At 44.1% G+C, this 4,193-nt stretch carries 4 protein-coding genes and 1 pseudogene; all 5 read left to right on the forward strand.

The window, feature by feature from the left end:
- Positions 1-170: 170 nt before the first annotated feature.
- A complete protein-coding gene (locus CCU_RS12280; RefSeq protein ID WP_015534886.1) occupies positions 171-551 on the forward strand; it encodes a biotin/lipoyl-containing protein in 381 nt (126 codons plus the stop codon).
- 41 nt (positions 552-592) lie between these two features.
- A pseudogene (locus CCU_RS12285) lies at positions 593-1,722 on the forward strand (sodium ion-translocating decarboxylase subunit beta).
- Positions 1,723-1,755: 33 nt separating this feature from the next.
- A complete protein-coding gene (locus CCU_RS12290) occupies positions 1,756-3,162 on the forward strand; it encodes an oxaloacetate decarboxylase subunit alpha (protein WP_015534888.1) in 1,407 nt (468 codons plus the stop codon).
- A gap of 98 nt (positions 3,163-3,260) precedes the next feature.
- Positions 3,261-3,386: an FAD-dependent oxidoreductase gene (locus CCU_RS14985; RefSeq protein ID WP_015534889.1), complete on the forward strand. Its 126-nt coding sequence runs from the start codon at positions 3,261-3,263 to the stop codon at positions 3,384-3,386.
- A gap of 20 nt (positions 3,387-3,406) precedes the next feature.
- A partial coding sequence (locus CCU_RS12295; RefSeq protein ID WP_442852319.1) for an aminoacetone oxidase family FAD-binding enzyme occupies positions 3,407-4,193 on the forward strand: 787 nt, incomplete at its 3' end.

Raw genomic sequence — 4,193 nt, forward strand, 5'->3', positions numbered from 1 at the left:
GACCGGTGAGAGCGTTACGAACGACTCAGAGCTTGTTGCGGTTATATCAGCAGCGGTTATGGCGGCACAGGGCGGAAAGACAAGAGTTCGTGTAAACTATCCAAGTAACGATAAGTTGGTTGTAAGATCAAGAAAAAAGAATAAGAGATAATTATAGGAGGATAATTGTTATGAAGAATTATAGAATCACAGTTAATGGCACATCATACGATGTATCAGTTGAAGAATTATCAGGTGGCGCAGCTCCAGTAGCAGCACCTGTAGCAGCAGCTCCAGTGGCAGCACCTGCACCAGCAGCAGCTCCTGCAGCTCCAGCACCAGCAGCAGGCGGCGCAGGAAGCGTTAAGGTTTCATCACCTATGCCTGGTAAGATCCTTGCAGTAAAGGCTAATGTTGGCGATTCAGTAAAGAAGGGTCAGGTAATCCTTATCCTTGAGGCTATGAAGATGGAAAACGAAGTTGTTGCTCCAGAAGATGGTACAATCGCAAGCATAGACGTTACAGTAGGCGCTAGTGTTGAGTCAGGCGATACACTTGCAACACTCAACTAATTGCTTGAATTAGAATAAATCTTATAGGAGGAAACAACTAAATGGGCAGCACAATAGTTGACGTTTTGACAAATTTAGCTAATCAGACCGGTTTTGCAAGTCTTGACTGGAAGAACTACGTTATGATCCTTATAGCGTTTGTATTCATGTACCTTGCAATCGGAAAGGGCTTTGAGCCACTTCTTCTTGTCCCTATCTCATTTGGTATGTTTCTTGTAAACATGTTCCCAGATATTATGGCAGAGGGCGGCTTGTTACATTATTTTTACCTGCTTGATGAGTGGAGTATCTTACCTTCGCTTATATTCATGGGTGTAGGTGCCATGACAGACTTTGGTCCGCTTATTGCAAATCCAAAGAGCTTCCTGCTTGGCGCTGCAGCTCAGTTCGGTATTTATGCAGCTTACTTCCTTGCATTCCTTATGGGATTCAATGGTAAAGAGGCTGCAGCTATATCAATCATCGGTGGTGCTGATGGTCCTACATCTATCTACCTTGCCGGTAAGCTCGGTATGGGTGGAACACTTCTCGGACCTATAGCAGTTGCGGCATATTCATATATGTCACTGGTTCCAGTTATCCAGCCACCTATCATGAAGGCTCTCACAACAAAGAAGGAGAGACTTGTTAGAATGCCACAGCTCAGACCTGTAACCAAGATCGAGAAGATTCTCTTCCCTATCATTGTTACACTTGTGGTAGTTCTTATACTTCCAACAACAGCTCCACTTGTAGGTATGCTGATGCTTGGTAACCTCTTCAGGGAGTGCGGCGTTGTAAAGCAGCTCACAGAGACAGCTTCAAACGCTCTTATGTATATCGTTGTTATCTTACTTGGTACTTCAGTAGGTGCATCTACAAGTGCAGAGGCATTCCTTAAGATGAGTACACTTAAGATAGTATTCCTTGGTCTTGTCGCATTCGCATTTGGTACAGCAGCCGGAGTTCTCTTCGGTAAGCTCATGTGTTGGGCGACAAAGGGTAAGGTTAATCCGCTTATCGGTTCAGCTGGTGTATCAGCCGTTCCAATGGCAGCCAGAGTTTCACAGAAGGTTGGATCACAGTATGATCCTACAAACTCCTTCTGATGAACGCTATGGGACCAAACGTTGCAGGTGTTATCGGTACAGCCGTAGCTGCAGGTACATTCCTTGCAATATTTGGAATTTAATCAGAATTTATATAATTATAGGAGGACGATAAAATGGCAGATAAGAAACCGATAAAGATTACGGAAACTGTACTGCGTGATGCGCATCAGTCACTTATAGCTACTCGTATGACAACCGAGCAGATGCTTCCTATCATCGACAAGATGGATAAGGTTGGTTATCATTCAGTAGAGTGCTGGGGCGGTGCAACATTTGATGCATCACTCAGATTCCTTAAGGAGGATCCATGGGAGAGACTCAGAAAGCTCAGAGATGGATTCAAGAATACAAAGCTGCAGATGCTCTTCAGAGGACAGAATATCCTCGGATACCGTCATTATGCAGATGATGTTGTAGAGTATTTCGTACAGAAGTCAATCGCAAATGGTATTGATATCATCAGAATATTTGACTGTCTGAACGATCTTAGAAACCTTCAGACATCAGTTAAGGCTTGTAACAAAGAGGGTGGACATGCCCAGGTAGCTCTTTCATATACACTCGGTGATGCATATACTCTGGATTACTGGAAGGATATGGCAAAGAGAATCGAGGATATGGGAGCAGATTCAATCTGTATCAAGGATATGGCTGGACTTCTTGTTCCAAATAAGGCTACAGAGCTTGTACAGGCACTCAAGGATGGTTCAAGCCTTCCAATTCAGCTTCATACACATTACACATCAGGTGTAGCTTCAATGACATATCTCAAGGCTGTAGAGGCTGGATGTGATGTCATCGATACAGCAATCTCACCTCTTGCGCTTGGTACATCACAGCCTGCAACAGAGGTTATGGCCAAGACATTTGAGGGAACAGAGTTTGATCCAGGTCTGGATCAGAAGCTTCTGGCTGAGATAGCAGACTACTTCAGACCACTCAGAGAAGAGTGGATCGCAAGCGGTCTCTTAAATCCAAAGGTTCTTGGCGTTAACGTTAAGACACTTCTCTACCAGGTACCTGGTGGAATGCTTTCAAACCTCGTATCACAGCTCAAGGAGATGGGTGCTGAGGATAAGTTCGAGGCAGTTCTTGAGGAGGTTCCAAGAGTTCGTAAGGACTATGGTGAGCCACCACTTGTTACTCCTTCAAGCCAGATCGTTGGCACGCAGGCAGTTCTCAACGTCGTAACAGGCGAGAGATACAAGATGTGTACAAAGGAGTCAAAGGCACTTGTACGTGGCGAGTATGGTCAGTCAGTAAAGCCTGTTGATCCAGAGGTTAAGAAGAAGGTTATCGGCGATGAGAAGCAGATCACATGCCGTCCAGCAGATCTTCTTGAGAACGAGCTCGACAAGATTGAGAAGGAGATGATCCAGTACAAGAAGCAGGATGAGGATGTACTCACATATGCACTGTTCCCACAGGTTGCAACTGACTTCTTCAAGTACAGAGAGGCCCAGGATAAGAAGGTCGATGTCACACTTGCTGACAAGGACAGCACAGCTTATCCAGTTTAATAACTGAATTCATAAGGTCAGATATATAAATGATCATAAAAAGGGACGGAGCTCCGCGAGCGGAGTCTCTGTCCTTTTGTTTAATATATGGAGATAATATGACAGGAAAAATAGTGGTTATAGGAGCAGGAGCTGCAGGGGTAATGGCTGCACTGACAGCGGCACAGAAGAATAAGGTCATTCTCATTGAAAAGAATGACAGGATCGGAAAAAGTTATTTATAACAGGTAAGGGACGTTGTAATGTGACAAATGCATGTGACGCTGACGGATTTTTTAATTCAGTGGTCACGAACAGCAAGTTTATGTACAGCTCCTTTTATACATTTGACAACAATATGATAATGGACTATCTGGAGAAGGCCGGATGTCCGCTCAAGATAGAACGCGGAGGAAGAGTGTTCCCGACAAGCGATCATTCTTCAGACGTTATAGGAGCATTCAAAACTCTTATAAACAGAAATAAAAATATAAGTCTGTATTTGAATACGAAGGTTACAGGAATCAATATAGAGGATGGCAGGATAAAGAGTGTTGACGTATCAGGAGATAACGGCGGGACAGGCAATGACAGGATATACTGTGATGCTGTTATAATTTGTACCGGCGGAAGATCGTATCCACTCACGGGATCTACCGGAGACGGATACAGACTGGCAGAACATATGGGTCATACGATAAAGCCGTTAAGTCCATCACTGGTTCCGTTTGAGATAGAAGAGAAATGCTGCTCCATGATGATGGGACTGTCGCTTAAAAACGTGGCACTTCACATAAGCAGTGGAAAGAAGAAAATATTTGACGAACAGGGGGAGATGCTGTTTACCCACTTTGGCATAAGTGGGCCGCTGGTGATCAAGGCCTCCGCATATATACACAGGTATATTGGAAAAGATATAGACATGTACATAGATCTGAAGCCGGCTATGGACAGAGATATGCTTGATGCCAGACTCCTCAAGGATTTCAAGAAATATGCAAACAAAGACTTCAAGAATTCTCTTGGAGATCTGCTTCCGATCAAGATGATAG

The organism is Coprococcus sp. ART55/1, assembly GCF_000210595.1.
GTDB lineage: Bacteria > Bacillota > Clostridia > Lachnospirales > Lachnospiraceae > Coprococcus > Coprococcus aceti.

Bases quoted from the DNA above. Each gene is read 5' to 3' on its own strand.
- CCU_RS12280 (WP_015534886.1), top strand. From the start codon at position 171: ATGAAGAATTATAGAATCACAGTTAATGGCACATCATACGATGTATCA.
- CCU_RS12290 (WP_015534888.1), top strand. From the start codon at position 1,756: ATGGCAGATAAGAAACCGATAAAGATTACGGAAACTGTACTGCGTGAT.
- CCU_RS14985 (WP_015534889.1), top strand. From the start codon at position 3,261: ATGACAGGAAAAATAGTGGTTATAGGAGCAGGAGCTGCAGGGGTAATG.